Annotated in this window: 17 protein-coding genes and 3 pseudogenes; 4 read left to right on the top strand and 16 right to left on the bottom strand. The window is 72.3% G+C overall.

Annotation, left to right across the window (positions count from 1 at the left end; genetic code table 11):
• Positions 1-476 (bottom strand): annotated as a pseudogene (locus Ae505Ps2_RS32860) (IS5/IS1182 family transposase); the annotation flags it as partial.
• A gap of 181 nt (positions 477-657) precedes the next feature.
• Here Ae505Ps2_RS32860 and Ae505Ps2_RS28830 point away from each other — a divergent pair.
• Positions 658-1,134: a hypothetical protein gene (locus Ae505Ps2_RS28830; RefSeq protein WP_249265415.1), complete on the top strand. Its 477-nt coding sequence runs from the start codon at positions 658-660 to the stop codon at positions 1,132-1,134.
• A 24-nt stretch (positions 1,135-1,158) separates the two neighbouring features.
• On the opposite strand, the gene Ae505Ps2_RS28825 is transcribed toward Ae505Ps2_RS28830, so the two are convergent.
• The 14 genes and pseudogenes from Ae505Ps2_RS28825 to Ae505Ps2_RS28770 all read right to left on the bottom strand — a co-directional run bounded on the left by Ae505Ps2_RS28825 (position 1,159) and on the right by Ae505Ps2_RS28770 (position 10,891).
• Positions 1,159-1,800 carry a GNAT family protein gene (locus tag Ae505Ps2_RS28825; RefSeq protein WP_249265414.1) on the bottom strand — a complete coding sequence of 214 codons (642 nt, stop codon included), beginning with the start codon at positions 1,798-1,800 and terminating at the stop codon, positions 1,159-1,161.
• Entirely contained in the window at positions 1,797-2,558 is a 762-nt protein-coding gene (locus tag Ae505Ps2_RS28820) for a lasso peptide biosynthesis B2 protein (RefSeq protein ID WP_075554349.1), read from the bottom strand. The genes Ae505Ps2_RS28825 and Ae505Ps2_RS28820 overlap by 4 nt, the downstream gene beginning before the upstream one ends.
• Complete coding sequence (locus tag Ae505Ps2_RS28815; protein ID WP_084786537.1) at positions 2,558-3,904, bottom strand: asparagine synthase-related protein; 1,347 nt, start codon at positions 3,902-3,904, stop codon at positions 2,558-2,560. Before Ae505Ps2_RS28815 ends, Ae505Ps2_RS28820 begins: the two co-directional genes overlap by 1 nt.
• Positions 3,802-4,344, bottom strand: coding sequence for a hypothetical protein (locus tag Ae505Ps2_RS28810; protein ID WP_075554347.1), 543 nt, complete (start codon positions 4,342-4,344; stop codon positions 3,802-3,804). Before Ae505Ps2_RS28810 ends, Ae505Ps2_RS28815 begins: the two co-directional genes overlap by 103 nt.
• Before the next feature lie 116 nt (positions 4,345-4,460).
• Positions 4,461-4,568 (bottom strand): albusnodin family lasso peptide, encoded by a 108-nt coding sequence (locus Ae505Ps2_RS31505; RefSeq protein ID WP_139319120.1) that lies wholly within the window; start codon positions 4,566-4,568, stop codon positions 4,461-4,463.
• Positions 4,569-5,432: 864 nt separating this feature from the next.
• A complete protein-coding gene (locus Ae505Ps2_RS28805; RefSeq protein WP_075313215.1) occupies positions 5,433-5,663 on the bottom strand; it encodes a hypothetical protein in 231 nt (76 codons plus the stop codon).
• A gap of 50 nt (positions 5,664-5,713) precedes the next feature.
• Positions 5,714-5,908 (bottom strand): helix-turn-helix domain-containing protein, encoded by a 195-nt coding sequence (locus Ae505Ps2_RS33855; RefSeq protein ID WP_249265420.1) that lies wholly within the window; start codon positions 5,906-5,908, stop codon positions 5,714-5,716.
• Positions 5,900-6,121: pseudogene (locus Ae505Ps2_RS33850) on the bottom strand (WhiB family transcriptional regulator); the annotation flags it as partial. The gene Ae505Ps2_RS33855 and the pseudogene Ae505Ps2_RS33850, both read right to left, overlap by 9 nt.
• A gap of 96 nt (positions 6,122-6,217) precedes the next feature.
• Positions 6,218-6,625 carry a single-stranded DNA-binding protein gene (locus tag Ae505Ps2_RS28795; RefSeq protein WP_075313211.1) on the bottom strand — a complete coding sequence of 136 codons (408 nt, stop codon included), beginning with the start codon at positions 6,623-6,625 and terminating at the stop codon, positions 6,218-6,220.
• Positions 6,626-6,970: 345 nt separating this feature from the next.
• Positions 6,971-7,543 carry a hypothetical protein gene (locus Ae505Ps2_RS28790; protein WP_075313209.1) on the bottom strand — a complete coding sequence of 191 codons (573 nt, stop codon included), beginning with the start codon at positions 7,541-7,543 and terminating at the stop codon, positions 6,971-6,973.
• On the bottom strand, positions 7,540-7,941 hold the full coding sequence (locus Ae505Ps2_RS28785) for a hypothetical protein (protein ID WP_075313208.1): 402 nt from the start codon (positions 7,939-7,941) through the stop codon (positions 7,540-7,542). The genes Ae505Ps2_RS28790 and Ae505Ps2_RS28785 overlap by 4 nt, the downstream gene beginning before the upstream one ends.
• Before the next feature lie 96 nt (positions 7,942-8,037).
• Positions 8,038-8,499, bottom strand: a complete 462-nt coding sequence (locus Ae505Ps2_RS28780) for a hypothetical protein (RefSeq protein WP_075554345.1) — start codon at positions 8,497-8,499, stop codon at positions 8,038-8,040.
• Between the two features lie 80 nt (positions 8,500-8,579).
• Positions 8,580-9,026, bottom strand: coding sequence for a hypothetical protein (locus Ae505Ps2_RS28775; RefSeq protein WP_075313206.1), 447 nt, complete (start codon positions 9,024-9,026; stop codon positions 8,580-8,582).
• Positions 9,027-9,202: 176 nt separating this feature from the next.
• Positions 9,203-10,891, bottom strand: coding sequence for a ParB/RepB/Spo0J family partition protein (locus Ae505Ps2_RS28770; protein ID WP_075554344.1), 1,689 nt, complete (start codon positions 10,889-10,891; stop codon positions 9,203-9,205).
• Positions 10,892-11,440: 549 nt separating this feature from the next.
• Between Ae505Ps2_RS28770 and Ae505Ps2_RS32255 the strand changes: the two genes are divergently transcribed.
• Positions 11,441-11,590 (top strand): hypothetical protein, encoded by a 150-nt coding sequence (locus Ae505Ps2_RS32255; RefSeq protein ID WP_170917166.1) that lies wholly within the window; start codon positions 11,441-11,443, stop codon positions 11,588-11,590.
• A 29-nt stretch (positions 11,591-11,619) separates the two neighbouring features.
• Complete coding sequence (locus Ae505Ps2_RS28765; RefSeq protein ID WP_075313273.1) at positions 11,620-11,922, top strand: hypothetical protein; 303 nt, start codon at positions 11,620-11,622, stop codon at positions 11,920-11,922.
• 40 nt (positions 11,923-11,962) lie between these two features.
• On the opposite strand, the gene Ae505Ps2_RS28760 is transcribed toward Ae505Ps2_RS28765, so the two are convergent.
• Positions 11,963-13,012, bottom strand: coding sequence for a hypothetical protein (locus Ae505Ps2_RS28760; protein ID WP_075554343.1), 1,050 nt, complete (start codon positions 13,010-13,012; stop codon positions 11,963-11,965).
• Positions 13,013-14,272: 1,260 nt separating this feature from the next.
• Here Ae505Ps2_RS28760 and Ae505Ps2_RS28750 point away from each other — a divergent pair.
• Positions 14,273-14,844: pseudogene (locus Ae505Ps2_RS28750) on the top strand (transposase); the annotation flags it as partial.

Raw genomic sequence — 14,844 nt, 5'->3', positions numbered from 1 at the left:
GGCCGCACGTCGCTGGTCCATAGCGGCCATCCATCAGGTGCGGTGAGGACCTGGATGTTCCCGCCGTGGCGGCGGTGCTTGCCCGACCACCACAGGTCGACCCCGGGGGTGAGGCCGAGCGCGCGGCACCGGTCGGTGGCGATCAGGGTGCCGTCGAGATTCACGTGGGTGTGCCCGGCTGTGCGGGCGGCGAGCAGGGCTCCGTGCAGGCCGGGTGCGGCCGCGGCGAGGACGTCGATGCCTTCGTGCAGGTAACGGTAGGCCGTTGCAGTGCTGATCGCGTTGTCACCGGCCGAACATCGGACCCGGGTAGCATCACAGAACCAGCGGATCACCAGCACTGCCTGGGCGAACGGGGTCAACGCCCGCCGCCGGGTGCCACGTCGACGGCGTTGAAGGACCAGGAGCCGCGCCAGATAGGCCACGGTGCGCTCCCCGATCGGGAGGACAGCGGTGTAGGTGACAGGATCAGACATGCAGGACCTCGGTGACGGTGTCGATCTGTGCTGGACCGAACCGATCTACCGGGGTCCTGCCCCGTTCCCGCTCATCTCACCACCCTCGGCGTGTCGCCACGACCTGCCACCCCGCTACTGAGAACACCTCACTGCCGGATGTGTCGACGCGGTCAACGACGGGAGAGACGCCATCGACGCGATGACGGCCTGGGCGAGCCCGGGGCTGCTCTCGGCCGACGACGATCCGGCCACGGCGATCGCCTACGTGACCGTCACCTTCGCCGTGACCGTCGAGACCGGCGATCCGCATCCGGCGGCCGAGCCGGTCGACGCGATCACCGCGGCGCTGCTCGGTCGCGGGTTCGCGATGCTGACATCCATGGATCCCGGCGCGCTGCGCGCGGCTCCGGTGCTGCCGGGTTGGTTCGGCCCGATCACCGGCGAGGACCGGATCCGGCTCGGTGCACCGGGCGAGCAGTTCTACGACGGCGACCTCGGGGCCGCTGTCCCCGCCCGATGGCACTCCACCGCCCTGTCGCGGGGCTGGTTGGTCGTACTCGTCGCCACCCGGCTGGACCTGCACCGCGACGACCGGGCCGATCAGGCCCACAGTGCCCTGCACGACGGGCGGCTCCTGCCTGCCAGGTCCCGCTACGGGGGCTCACCGGTCCCGTAGCGGGCTCCCGCTGATCCGAGCGGATCAGCCGGTGGCCAGGTGGGCGTCGGCGACGATGTCCATGATCAGCTCGTCGGCTTCGGCGCCGCGCCAGTACCCGGCGCGGCGCAGCCGCCCCGCGTGGGCAAATCCGGCCTTCTCGTAGGCGGTGATCGCGCCGGTGTTGGGCTCGAGGACCTTGAGCCAGACAGAGCGCAGCGCCGAGATGGTGAAGGCGTAGTCCAGGGTCAGCCGGGTCGCCTCGACCGTGAGGCCTCGGCCACGACCGTCGGCGCCGAGCAGGATGATGAACTCCGCGGTGCGCACGTAGTGGTCGATGCGCAGCGCGCTGGTCCCGACCGGCACCGGCCCCCCGGGCCGGGTCAGGTCGTAGATGGTGAACCGCGGGATGGTGCCCATGCTGCGGGCTTGGGCGTCGTAGCCGGCCAGCCGCGCTTCGAGCGATTCCGGGGTCTGGCGGCCCATCCCGACGATGACGGCGGGCTCGTTCTCCCACTGCCAGTACAGCTCGGCCAGCTCGCGGGTGAACGGGCCCAGCGCGGCACGCGCGCCCAGCATCCACAGCAGCGGCGCGGCCGCGGCGGTGCTGTCGCCATTCGTGGCACCGGGGGCGGTGGTGTCCGTGGTGGTGTCTGTGGTGCTGTGGCCGTTGGAGGTCAGCGTCATGGGGTGTCTCCTCTCGCCGCCCGGCCGCGGTGGCGCGTGGGCGCGGTGGGTTCGGGCAGCTGGATCAGTGGTGTGAAGCGCAGCGTGGAGGTGGGCTCGCCGACGGGGCAGCCGTCGAGACTGAGCCAGGCGTGCAGCCTGATCGGATCCGCGGCGATCCCGTGGCACCACCCAGCTCGCCGGCCGGTGACGGCCAGGGCGAGCATCGCCGCGACGGTTTCCTCCAAGCACGCTGTCCGGAACGGAGACAGGCCTCCGATGACGCGCACACAGTGTAGGACCGCGACCACCTGGGTGTCGCGCGCCGGGCGGCGCGCCACCCAGGCCGCGATACGGACCAGGCGCAGCATGCGGGAGAACGCGTGGGCCCGGCGCCCGGTGGCACGGACGAGCAGCACTGCTGCCAGCGCGCACGCCGCGATCGGTGCCCACGCCGGCGACAGCGGCCCGCGCGCCGGGAGTGCGCCCGGCGCTTCCTGGGTGCCCCAGCTGGCGTCGGTTTCCGGGATGTCGACGATCGGCGCGGGCACCTGGCCCGGCTGGGCCGGGTGCAGGAACCCCGCGCTCGACAGGCTCGCGGCCAGCGCCTCGGCCTCGGTGCCGGGCGTCCAGGTGCCGGTGGCGTCGAGGGCGAGGAAGGCCTCGCGCTGGGAGCCGAGTAGGGCGCGCACCGTGCCGGTGCGTGCGTGCAGCAGCACGACGGTGTGGCCGAGATCCGCGGCACGGACCTCGGGCGGACGGACGAGCGGCGTGGTCATCAGAAGACCTCCCATCGGGAGTTGGTCGAGCCCGCCGGCGGCGGGTCCTCGTCGGTGGTGGTCCAGCGGGCGGCCGCGGGGCGCTGGTGGAGGGCGCGTAGCCACACCTCGGTGGCCAGGACGGGGTTGAGCTGGTGGAACCCGATGCCCGGGGCGCCGGCGGCGGCGCGGGTGAGCAGCGCCCGGTAGTGGGCGGGGTCGATCAGGCCGCGGGCGGCCAGCTCGCCGTCGACGAGCCCGGTGAGGGCCTGGAGGTGGGTGCGCAGTCCCCGGTACTGGTCGGGGGTGAAGTCGCCCTTCGTCCGCCGCGCCGTCACCGTCTCGGGCAGCAGCCCGGCCATGGCCTGGCGCAGCACCGGCTTGTAGTCACCCGGCGCGGCGCGCAGCGGTCCGGGGACCGCGAGTGCGGCCTCGACCACGCTCGCGTCGGTGAACGGGTTGTGCAGGGTGATGCCGTGGAGCTGTTCGGTGATCTGTGCGTCGGCGCGGGCGGTGCGGGCCACGACCCGCATCGCTGTGCGGGTGCGTGCCGCCTCGCCCGGCTCGCCGCGGGCCGCGGCCGCCCGGGCCCCGGCGAGCAGCGGCCAGACCGCCGTGCGCCGCAGCCGGGCCCAGCCCAACGCGTGACGCAGTAGCAGCGCCTGCGAGTGCAGGGTTCGCGTTGCGGCGAGGTCGGGCAGGTATCCGGGTTGCGGGCCGAGCAGGGTGTCCCCACCGTCGCCGGTCACCAGGTCCCCGACCCCACGACCGGCCAGCAGCGCGAGTTCGGCGTCGAACCGGGCGATCGCGACCGTGGACGGCGCCGGCTCATCGGTCGCCGGAACCAGCTCACCTATCCGCCCGTAGGGCAGGTGCCGGTCATCCAGGGGGCAGAGCAGGTGCTCCACGGTCCGGGCCAGCCCGGCCAGCCCGGTGCGGGCGTAGTCGACCGCAGCGCGGGCGTAGTCGAGATCCCCACCCGCTGTGGTCCCGGCCGGGTGCACCGTCACCGCCACAGCGGCGTGGCCCAGGTCCTCGGCGCGAGCGGTGCGGCACTGGGCGAGCAGCATCGCCAGCGACGTCGAGTCCATTCCCCCTGAGCAGTCCGCGGCCACTGCATGGCCGGTCGAGCTGGCACCCGCGGCGATCTCGGCGACCGCTCCCTGCATCGCCGCCCGTAGCCGGTCAGCCGGCTGATCGGGCCCGCTGCTCGGGGCGCCGGCGGTGGCGAGCGGGCGGATCGTGGTCCCCGACGCGGAGACGGTCAGGCGGGCACCGGGCGGTACTGCGGTGACCCCGGCGAACGCCGACCGGTCGCCGGTCCCGCTGCCGTGCTCGGTGCCGGGTGCAGGTGGGCGTGTAGCCATGTGTCGTCGACGTTGGCGCCGATCAGGGCGGCGAGCGCCACTGCGCTCGATCCCCACAGCGGGGCCCCGTCTGCGGTGGCCGCGGTGTAGACCGGCTGCACCCAACCGGGATCGGTGAGCACCACCGTGGCCTCATCGGTGATCTCCACGACGGTGTAGGCCCCGGCCAACGCGGTGACCGCCGAGTCGGGAACACCGTGTCGGACCCAGTGCTCCAGCACCGCGACGTCGCAGCGGGCGCGCCCCAGGCCCGCCACCGTCCGGTGGGGGCCCTGCACGGTCGCGGCCTGCGAGCTGGACCAGTCTCCACACACCCACGCCGTCCTGACGTCCCGGCCGAGCGCGCAGGCGCCGGCCGGGAACCCGGCCCCGGTGCAGCCGGTGCCGGTGCGGACAGGGCCAGGGGCGGTGCCGCGGCCACCGAACCATCGAACGCTCATCGTCTCGACCTCCCAGGTCGGGTTCTCCGGCGCACCCCAGGAAGTGGGGTGCTGTAACGACGAGGGCCCGGTGAACGACAGTGCGTTCACCGGGCCCTCGCGCCTACGGCCCTGGATCAGGCGTAGACGTAGCGCTTGTCCTCCGACGTGCCGGAACCACCGCCCTCGGTCAGGACCGCGGCGTCACCCAGCTCGACCATCTCGGTCTCGTTGTGCTGCGACATGCAAGATCACCTCCTCTCGGGTGTGCTCGTAGGCGCATCGACCAAGTACTGGCCGCGCGCTGCCTTCCCCAGCCGCTACCGGCCGGATCCGGGCCCACCGCCGGTCGCGGTGGGACGTGACTCGCCCGCACCGCGCGGGCCGCCGCGCCGGGGACGCGCGCTCGCCCGACCGGTGTGACACCACCCCGCCCACGTTCAGGGGGCCGAGGGACGAAGTCGGTGGTGTCACCCGTGTCGGGTGTGGCTGGCGCGGCATCGGTGGGGAAGGCGGGCCGTGGGGTGCAGAGTCACCACGTCCCCACCTCGGCGGCGGAGGCTGCTCCGTACGTGCGCCGTAGCGGTCCGAGCACCATGATCGCGTTACCGACCGCGCGGGGCTCCCTCGATCACCTCGGCCCCGGGGGGGGCGACGCAGGACTACGGCGTTGACAGGCGCCGGTCCTGGTCTGACGACTACCGCCCCGGTCCCGGTCTAGTCCGGCTCCTGACCGTTCGACAACCGTGGGGACCGCGGAAGCCCCGCTCGAGCTCGATCCGAGCAAGGCCTCCGCGATGTGCGTCGAGGTGTGTCTACGAACCCCTGATCACGATGCGCGATCCGGGAGCGGTGCGCTGATCCAGTCGGTGACCTGCTCGCCTCGGCGTGCAGTGTGCCTCGCTGGAAGTGGGCGTCGAGAGCGTCCGGGGTGATCCCGGCGCCGATGGCGCGCTCGCGCACGGTCTTGTCCTGTTTCTCGGTCACGCCTGTCAACGCCGGGCCTCCCTCGTTGTCGTGGACGTAGTCGGTGCGTGCGCATCCGGCTAGCACGCGGTGTCGTTGCCGGCTGTCGGTGACGACGGCGGCGCGCCGGTCCGCGACCTGGGTCAGTTCCAGGTGTAGCTCGCACCGAGCAGCTCCCGCCGGTGGGCTGGGGTCTCGGTGATCGTCGCTTCGTAGGTGGTGTCGTCGCTGGCAGCGCAGCCGTGGCCGTCGCCGGTGTGGTCGAACACGGTCGTGGTGAACCACTCGTCGAGGTCGGCATCGGGTGCTGGGGCCACCAGTGCGATGGTGTGCTGCGAGGTGCGCCCGCAGCTGTAGGTGTTCTCGATCCTCACGCCTACCAGGACCGAAAGGTCCTGGTAGGCGCGGCTCTGGGCCGGGCCGGTCATGCGCTGGTGCGGGCGTCGGCTCGCCACCGGTCCAGGGTGCGGCGGCTGACGCCGACCTGGGCGGCGACGTCGTCGATCCGATCTCCGTGCTCGACCCGAGCGATGGCATCGGCTCGTCGCCGGGCCCGTTCGCTGCGGGGCGACCGACGGCCGGCACGGCATGGGCGCCCAGCGGTGCGGGCGCGCCGCACGGCGCGGCGCTCGTCCTCGCTCAGCCCGCCCCACACCCCGAATTCCTGGCCGGACGAGAGGGCCCACTCAGCGCAGGCTGCGGTGACCGGGCATCGGCGGCACACGGCCTTGGCGGCGTCGAGCTGGTGCTCGGCGGCTGGCCCGGACCCGACGACGAAGAACAGCTCCGGGTCCTCGTTGCGACACGGCAGGGCGTTGTCCAGGAAGTTCATCGCTGCTCACCTCTTTCGGCGGTCGGGTGGGGTGGAGACCGGGCGGGGCACCGCCTGAGGGGTGGCTGGGTGCCCCGCCCGGTGGCCGGCCGGGGGTCAGTCGGCCGTCTGGGGAGCGGTGGTCGAACCGGCCCGCTCGCGCCCGGGCTGACGGGTCACCGTCGCCCTCGCGCGGCGCAGGTCGGCGGCGATGGTCTGGGCCCGCAGCTCGGTGCGCCGGACCGGGTAGTCGGCCCCGGCGGGGGTGAAGGAGTTGTCGGCGAGCTTGCCGATCACGATCACGGCGTCCCCGGCGTGCAGCGACTCCGCGGTGTTCTCGGCCAGCTCGCGGAAGGCGACCACCTCGGTCCAGACCGGGGGGTTCTCGCGCCACTCGCCGCTGCGGCGGTCGACGTAGCGGTCGTTCTGGGCGATCGAGAACCGCAGGACCGCGTCCCCGGTGTGCTCGCTGTAGAACAGCTCGGGCGCCTTGCCGATGTTGCCGGTCAGGGTGATCTCGTTCATGGGTGCCTCCAGGGGGTGTCGGGCTGGTTGGTGACGCGGCCCTGCCTCAGCGCGGCGGCGCGGGGCCCGTCAGGGGTGGCGGGGGTTCGGTGCTGGCCCGAGCGGGTGGGAACCCGCGAAGCGGGTCCGAACGCAGTGAGGCGCCGTCCCACCCGCTCGGCGTCCGGGCGCCGGTTCATCGGCACGTACCTCGCGCCGGGGTGCTGACCTTCGGGCGTCTCCACACCTGGGCACCGACATCCCCAGGAGGCATCCCGCCCCACCGGGGGCACTCGTTCCCGGCCGACACGTCGCAGCGTGGCGGGCACGGCCGCCGTCAGCAGATAGCCACAGCGCCCAGACAGCTCAGACCCAGACGACGTCGCGCTGGTGGGCTCGCGCGTAGAGCGTGACCTCGCGCAGCACGGCGAGCCGGTCCTGCAGCCACCCGGCCTGGCGCCCGAAGTCGATCACCGCGCCGTCGCGGTGCTCGGTGGCTGGTACGCCGGCGTCGGCGGGCGCCGCCGCCAAGGCCAGCTCGACCCGGCCGAGCATCAGCTCCGCGGGAAGAGATCCCACCAGGGCATCCTCGGCGTCCTGCGGAGTGGACGGCGCGATCCCGGCCATGGTCGCCGGGTGCAGGTCGCCGGCGCCGATCTCCGTGCACAGGCCCAGGGCGCGCAGCAGCGTGCGCGCGTGGACGCTGGCCAGATTGAGGCGCGGTTCGCCGTCGGTGTTGCGGTGCTCGACGACGTAGCCCGCGCGGCCCCGGCACCACGGGTCCGTGCAGCACCGGTGGTGTTCGGCCAGGCCCGCGGTCGCGGCGGTGTAGTCGCGGAACCGGCGGCGGTCTTGGCGAGGGGTGGCGGGGCAGTGGATGGACGCGCCGAGCACGGTCGCGCAGGCGGCGGGCTCGGCGGGGAAGAAGGTGACGGTCACGGTCGGCTCCCTACTGCTGGTGTTCGGGCGGGCAGGCCGCCGTGGTGGATGAGGTAGAGGTCGGTGAGGTGCTCGCAGACGTCGCGGGACTGACCGGCGGTGATCATCGGGAGGAACTGGCGGGTGTAGATGCCGCTGCTGCCCTCGACGAAGCACATCCCGCCGGGCAGCAGGTCACACGGCTCCGGGCCCTCGCCGGGCACCTGCTCGCGCACGTCGTGGAACTCCACCCCGCCCATGTCCGGCGCATCGAGGTGAGCCCAGAGCTCGACGGCTCCGGCGGGGCCGGAGCAGATCAGCGAGTGCTTGGTGTGGAGTCCGCGGACCTGACGCCGACCCCAGAGGGTCAGGCCGGGAACGTGGAGGATCTCGCCGTTGATGTGGGCCAGGGTGTTCATCGCGTGTGCCTCTCGTTCGGGACCGGCTCGGAGCCAGAGCCTGTGGTGATCGGCGGCCAGGGGAACGGGAGTGCCCGTCCTCCTGGCCGGAGGTGGTCAGGGGTTCGCGCGGTCCATCACGCGCCCGGCGATCAGGACGTTGTGGTAGGCGGCGAGGGCGTCGCCGCTGGTGCGGCCGTCGTCCTGGACGTTCTGCGCCGCGCGGGCGGCGTCGGAGACGAGGTCGGGCAGGACCGGTTCGATCACGAGATCGAGGACGGCGTCGGCGAGGGCGCCTTCGTGGTCGGCGAGCACGTGCAGGGGGACCCCGGCGCGGTGCAGCGCGGCGCCGATCAGACACATCGGGCGGTGGCCGTCGGCGCTGACGTAGCGGCACGAGGGCAGCCCGTGCTCGACGCTGTTCTCGGCGAACAGCGGGTGGTGATCCTGCGGGTCGACGTAGGCGTCGGGGTCGGTGTCGATGTCGATGTCGGGGTAGGTCCAGTTCAGGCCGCGGTCGGCGACCACGGCGTGCAGCGCAGCAGTGAGCTGGTCCTCGGTGATGGCGAAGGTGGGCATGATGAATGACCCCTCTGGAGAAGGTGGAATGGGAAACGACGCGGCGGGACCCGGTCCCGGTGGGCCGGTCCCGCCGGGGCTCAGCGGTTGAGCAGGTCGCGGTGGTAGCCGGCCAGGGCCACGATCACGGGTCCGAGGTCGGCGGCGTCGACGATCGGCCGGATGTCGCGGGTCAGGGCATCGTCGGCGAGCGTGTCGGGGTAGCAGACCCCGACGGTGACCTCGTCGCCGGTGAGCTCGCAGTCCTCACCCAGCTCCTCGGCCCACCGCTCCGGACACAGCGGGTGGACCGAGTGCAGCGTGACCGAGAGACCGGCCGTCCCCGCGCAGCTGGCCCACTGTGCTGCGAGCCAGCGCATCTCCACCGCGCCGTCGTCATCGGAGACGACCAGCCGGATCCAGTGCGGATCCGGCGCGATGGAGACGCCCAAGCCGTCGAACCGGGTCGAGCGCTCCCGGAGCCGGTCGAGGCTCAACGCCTCACCGAGCCGGGCACCGGCGCTGGTGTTCGTGTTGGTGATCGTCATGGTGGCCCTCCACGGGGTCGGTGAGGCTCGGTGGCTGGAACGCCGCTGTGCTGACCTGTGGGCGATCCGGCCCGAGCCCTCCCCGGCTCCAGGACCCGGCCCACCACCGACATGTCCCGCCGGACACCCCACGGGGCAGAGCACGCTGCGGCGCCCCGCCCCGAACGAGGTGACGATCAGCCAAGGGCCGCTGCCTCGCTGTCCTCCTCACCCTCGGGTGCACCCTGCTCGTCGACATCAAAATCGTCGCCGGGGTCTTGAAGGACGTCGGTGGTGTCGTCGGTGAGGACGAGCTGCTCGACGTCGGCCAGGGCGTAGCCCCAATCGCGCAGCTGGGCGAAGTAGCGGCGCGTCGCCGGGGTCGGGTTGCGCCAGCTGTCGCGGCTGGTGCCGTCCTCGTAGGCGGCGAGCACCAGGGCGAGCGCGAGCATGGTGGCCCGGGCCGTGGAGCCGGAGCGTGCGGCCTCGGCGATGGGGCTGGGTTTGCCGCTGTAGTAGCTGTAGCCGCCGCCTGCGTCGCCGAGCCCGAGCAGTGTTGAGGCGAGGTCGTTGCCGGATTCCATCGCCCGGCGCAGGTCGTGGTCGCCCTGGGCGAACTCGGCGGCGACGAAGATCGCCGCTCCCTTCGGGGCAGCCTTGCGGGCGAACAGCTCGCGCAGCCAGTCGCGGCGCACGACCTGCGCGGACTCCCACGCCTTGTTGTTCGCGATCACCGTGCGGCGCGCCTCGCGCGCGGCCTCACGCTCGCGGTCCTCCCGGACTTGACGCTGCTCGTCGGTCTCCCCGACCGGCGCGGCCGGCTTCTGGCTGCTGCTCGGGTGGTCGTAGCGTTCGGCGTGGCCGTGGGTGGCGGGGTCGGTGCACACCCACAGCGTGTGGGCGGTCTTTCCCTGGTCGAAGTCGAAGCGCACCGTGACCGTCGCGGCATGGCCCGGGCAGTCGCGGTGGGCGTCCTCGGTGAGCTCGGTACCCGACGGGTCGTCCAGGCTGGGCCGTAGCCGGGCCAGGGTCATCGCGGTGCCGTGACCGGCGTCGTCGCGACCCAGGACGGTGACACCGTCCTCGCGCAGCTGGTCTTCGAGCTCGGCGCACAGGGCCCGCTCGGTGCGGGTGTCACGCAGCCGCTGCGCGGCGTGGGCGAGCTGGTGAGGCCGCTGTAGCGCGGTTTCGGTGAGCTGGTCGACGGCGTCGTCGTCGTCGCTGAACTCGGCGATCACCGACATCTGGATCAGATCGAGGTCGTAGCGGGCGCCGACCTCGATCGCGCGGGCGCTGCCGGCGACCGCGGTGGTCTGGCGGACCCGCTTGGCCGGGGTCCGCGTGGTGCGCGCGATCTGCGCCGCGGACATCCCGAGCCCGAGCAGCTGCTGGTGGGCGGTGACCTGTTCGGCATCGGAGATGTCGGCTCGGTGCTGGTTCTCCGTGAGCTGGTCGATGATCCGTTCGGCGTCGTGAGTGCGTCGGGCCCGCTCCGGTTCAGTGTCGATGTCGCCGGTGGTCGGCTGGGGTTCGATGAGGACCCTCACGCGTGCCAGGCCGGCCTTGAGCGCGGCCAGGGTGCGACGCTGGCCCTTACGCACGACCAGCACGCCGTCGTTGCGTCGGTAGACGCTGATCGGCTCGCGCACCCCGCGGTCGCGGACCGAGGCGCAGAAGTGCGGGTCGAGCTGAACCTCGGTGCGGGTGTTGACCTCCAAGACCAGCTCGGCGGGGTCGGCCCAGGCCAGCTCACCGAGCTGGTCGAGCGTGCTGAGGGCCGCGCTGGTGTCGAACCCCGGGCGGGTGGTGTCGAACTCGGTGTCGGGCTGATCGTCGGTGCCGACCGTCGCTTCTGTGGTCGCTTCGGTGGTCGGTTCTGTGGTCATGGGCAGCAGGCCTTTCACTCACCGGTGATGGCCACCCGGCGTCGCTGGCCGGGTGGTGCGTCCCCGATGGCCGGGGGCGCGCTGCGCGTCTCCGGCGGCCCGACGGGTGGCTCGGTGGGGGTTCTGCCGTGGTCGCGGCGGCGTGGACCCGCCGGGCGGTGGTGGTGCGCATGCGAGTAGCTGCTGGGGCGGGTTCACCCGCGGGGCCCGCGTCGGGTGCGGCCACGCGCGGCATCGGCGGGCAAGCCGGGCGGCGGGGTGCAGAGTCACCACGGCCCACCCGGCTGCGGTCGCGACCTCACCGGAACCCTGCGCTCACCGAACGACCACGCAGACCCCCACGGTTCGAACTATTGTTCCCATCTGGGTTAGGCTGCGCGGGTCCGTCGGGTGGGGGAAGCACCCCGACGGACCACAGAGCCGGGACGGCGCCGGGAGGGCTGGGGATGGGCGAGAATAGTCGTTACGAGCGCTACGCCCACCGTTTCGACGCCGAGACCGAAGCCGAGGCCTCGGCGCTGCGCGTCGTGGCCGGTCTGGTCGAGCGGGGTGCCGCCGATCCCGGACCGGGTGGTCGCCGGTCGGGTCGCGGGGATCCTGCGGGCCGCGGCCGCCGAGCTCGCGGCAGGCCGGCCGGTGCAGCTGCAGCTGCAGCTGCAGCGCACGGTGCGGTGGACCGCTGATGCGCTCCGCGCCTAGCTCGATCCCCGGACGAGTGGGCAGCGGTGATGCGGGCCTCCGAGGAACGTGCCGCGGTCCAGCTCCGTGATGACCGCCTCCTGCTCGCCCAGTTCGCCCAACAGCTGCGGCGACGCGCGGTGCAGGACACCTACGCCGGGTTGCACGGCCAGGACGTCGGGCTGGCGATGGCCGCTGTATTCGACAGCCTGTCTGTGACGCTGGATCAGGTCCCCGACCAGGTCCGCCGCGATGCACTGGCCGCGGCGCGGCGCGAACACACGGGCCCAGATGGCCCCAACGATCCGCGTGGACGCACGCACAAGGGTCTTACCAGCGGTTTTGGTCACTAGCCGCGCCGCCTGGGGTGCGCCGCGGCCGCTGTGTGCCCGGTCAGGGCACGTGGCCGGCGCGAGCTTCCCGGAGCTGGCGCAGATGCTCACTGAGTGCCTCCCGTGCAGCCTGCCGCGCCCCCCGGCCGGCCGGCCGGTCGAGCAGCGCCCGGTCGAGCTTCACCACCGGCCCAGCCCCTCGGTACAGGACTGGTGGCTCCCGGCGATCGGACTCCGAAGCGGCGCTACTCCGCATGCGTCCGATCTGGACGGCGCGGATCTCGTGCAGCCGCCCGCGCCAGGGCCGCAGTCGTGCTCCCATGATCCGCAGCGGGTCGCGGGCATCGGTGGTGACCGGCCCACGGGCCTGGTCGGGGCGGTCGGGGTGATGTTCGAGGGCGTGCCGGAGCCCGGCGACGGTGGCGCCGGCTTCCCACCACGGCTTGAGCAGAGCTCGGGCACGCCAGATCTCGATCTTGCGGCTTTTTCGGCCTCCTAGGCCGAGAAGCGTGATCAACGAGAGGGTGGCTGCGTTTCTGGCACCGGCGGTGTCGGGGACGTCGTAGGGGTGCCATGCGGGCGGGGAGTTGAGTTGCGGCCGTCTGCCGCCCGACAAGGGCTTAGTACCCACGTGAGTAATGGGGAGGTCGCCACTTTCATCCACAGTGTTCTGACCTTGGGATCCATGCTGCTCATGGCCAGTCTCGTCGTCGGGGGCCAGGCCGGCGTCGAGGCGGGGCAGCGGGCTGTGGGTGACCAGCGCGTAGGTGGGGGTCCGGCCGGTGTCGGTGCCGAGGAATTCCGCGCTCGCACCCGGTTCGACGACGACGAGCAGCCCGCAGTCGCGGGCCCAGGCCAGGACCCGGGAGACCGTGCGCTCGGCCCGATCGCCGGCGGCCCCCAGCCGTTCTGCGGTGAGTCCGGTGATCAGTCCGGTCTCCCAGTCCATGTGGCACACCAGCCTGTGCAGGATCGCTGACCAGCTGCGGCGCTTGTCCGAGCGCCAGTCCTCGTCGTCGACGAGGTGAGCGACGTGGCCGAGAGCTTCGGGTTGGGCGGTCAGGACCCGATACTCGCGGTCGATGAAGTGGCGCCAGCCCGGGTGCGGCACGAACCCGGCGCCATGCCGGGCGCGTGCCCGGGAAACACCGCGGGCTCGGGCACGGCGGCTCGGGGGCAGCGCGCGCCGCGGGCGACCGGGTCCGCTGGTCGGCCCGAGACGGCCGCGGGCAGCACGTCCGCGAGGCGTCCGGCGGAGTGCCGCGGCCGCGTGGATGCCGTAGGCACCGCTGGGCGGCTGCTCGACGAGCGGGAGCTCGTGGAGCAGGCAGAGCTGGGAGGGGCCGGAGGCCAGGGTGAACGCGCCGTGCTCGTAACACAGAGTGCAGAATCCGGTGCCCGCTGCTGGCGAGCGCTCTGATTCTGGGTACGACGAACTCGCCCCGTGTCTGTAGTGGTTGGCTCCCGGCCCAGGATGTATCCTGGACACGCGAAAGCGCCCCTTCTTCGCAGGTGGGGGATTGGCCCCGGTTCGCCGGGGCTGCGGCGTCAGGCGGGTGCAGGACCGGCTGACGCGAGAACGAACCGAGGCGGCCTCCGTGGCAGAGGCCGCCTCGTTCTCGTTATGAGGCCTTGCTCAGAGGCAGCTCCAGTTCGTCTCCACGACTGCGCTGACTCTTCGGCAGGCAGTACTCGGGAACGGAAAGGCCAAGGGCCTCCCCAAAGATCCTGGTCACCGCCTCGCCGACACCGACGCCGTCACGCGCGGCTATGGCCTCGGCGACCTCGCGCATGTGGCGGGGGAGTCGGACGTTCGTCGGAACCCGGTCTCCTCGATGCGGTTGCGGCATGGAGTGTTTGTACCCCAAGCGGAGCAGCCGCGGGCGCCGCCACGCCGAACCCGTACCGGTTTCCACTTCTTCCAGGCACGCGTCGGTGGCGCCGCATGGCTTCGCGTTCACTCGTAGTCGAGCCCCTCGTCGGTGTCGCGGCTCTGTTCTTGGCGCGGTGCCCGGAATGGATGAGTTCGGGCGTGAGCAGGCAGGGACTCCTGGTGGTCGAGAGAAGAGGGCGAAGTCGGCGTCACGAAGGCGACGTCGGTCGTCCCCGTCTTCAAACAGAATCGGATCGTGGCCCGTCCTGTCGGGGCCGGGGGATGTCCCAGGGCATCGCGGCGAGGACTTCATCGACCGGGGGCAGCCGAAGCTCGGCGAGCAGCTGGCGGGAATCGTCGTAGTTCAGCCGGGTCACCTCGTCCCAGGCCGGGACGCTGTAGCGGTCGAGGGGCCAGTGCAGGTCGGGGCTTGACCCCGGTTCTTGGACACGCTGAATCCAGCACTTGGTGCTGGGGAAGCGAGATGATCTGAGAATCATGGCCAGGAAGAGCTACTCCGAGGAGTTCCGTCGTCAGGCCGTGGACTTGTACGAGTCCACCCCGGGCGCCACGGTCCGCGGTATCGCCGAGGACCTCGGCATCGTGCGCGGGACGCTGCGGCACTGGCTCGAGGTCTACGGGACCGGCAGGAAGACCGCCGCTGACCGGACACCGACCTCCAGCCCGCTGCAGTCGAGGACGGCCACGACGACGAGCCCGTCGGCGCCGACCGATGAGACGCCGGCCCAGAAGATCGCCCGGCTTGAAGCGAGGGTGGACGAGCTCGAGATCGAGACCACCAAGCTCACGACCGAGCGGGAGATCCTTCAGCGGGCGGCCAAGTATTTCGCCGGGGAGACGCGCTGGTGAGTCGCTTCCAGTTCGTCGCCGACAACTCCGCCACCTTCGAGGTGAAGCGACTCTGTGAGCTCGTCGAGATCGAGCGCTCGTCCTACTACGCCTGGGTCAAGGCCGCCCCGGCACGCGACGAGCGTGCCCGGGCCGATGTCGAGCTCGCGGAGCGGATCAGGGCCGTCCACGCCGAGGACAACACCCAAGGGGCGCCACGG

This window comes from Pseudonocardia sp. Ae505_Ps2 (genome assembly GCF_001932425.1).
Taxonomy (GTDB): Bacteria; Actinomycetota; Actinomycetes; order Mycobacteriales; family Pseudonocardiaceae; genus Pseudonocardia.
This window is presented reverse-complemented; position numbering and strand designations above follow the sequence as displayed.